Source organism: Mycobacterium ostraviense (assembly GCF_002705925.1).
Classification (GTDB): domain Bacteria; phylum Actinomycetota; class Actinomycetes; order Mycobacteriales; family Mycobacteriaceae; genus Mycobacterium; species Mycobacterium ostraviense.
On sequence record NZ_NKRE01000123.1, the window covers coordinates 1 to 781 of the forward strand.

At 59.7% G+C, this 781-nt stretch carries 1 protein-coding gene; it reads left to right on the top strand.

The genetic code is table 11. From position 1 onward, the window contains the following. On the top strand, window positions 1–739 hold a 739-nt coding region (locus CDN38_RS33390; RefSeq protein WP_497756001.1), incomplete at its 5' end, for a putative alpha/beta hydrolase. Between the last annotated feature and the right edge of the window lie 42 nt (window positions 740–781).

Sequence of the window (781 nt, forward strand, 5' to 3'; positions counted from 1 at the left end):
TCCCCCTAACCATCCCCGCGTAGCCACAAACACAAACCAGAAAACCAATAAAACCCCAGTTCAGAGCCAAAATCTCTTACCAAACAGCCTTAACTTCGGGCTAGTGCAGTCGCTGGGTGCTCAATCACTGCAACTGCCCAAAATCGGGGCGGACTTGGAAAACATCGCGGCCGCTTTGGCCGAGGCACAGCGATCTGCTGTCGGACAGATCTCTACGTTGGAGGCTCATCTGCAGCAGCTTGACAACCAAATCGGGGAAGCCCTGGAGCTTGAGAAAAACATCCATCTCACAGCCGCTGACTTATCCGCACTCGACGCACTGATCTCTGCTCTTGAAGGGCAAGCAATTGAAGACACCCGGGCCGCTCTGGGCCAGCTGGAGTCACTGCGCAACGGCTACTCAGACACTCTGCAGCGATCACTGGCCAACCTCCGTACGGAGGGGTACGACCCGGCGGCCATCCAAGCGCTGGACGCCCCGCAAGAGCCGGCCCAACCTGAACCGCCCCCGGATCGTCCCGCGCTGTCGCAGCCGTTGCCGGAAGACCCCAGGCAGTTCGCCGATCTGTGGGGGCGGTTGACTCCGGAACAAAGAGACTGGCTCTATAGCCAAGATGGACCTCCCCCGGTTTCCCGGAGACTTTTTTTATTTGGGACCGACCCCCTCGAGTGGGAGGGTAGCCGCTTGGGGGTGGTGCTGCTGGTTGTCCTTCCAGGCAGCTTCATATTCGTCGGGTGAGAGCCCGCAGAGGCCAGCTTGGATGCGGCGGGGGTTGTACCA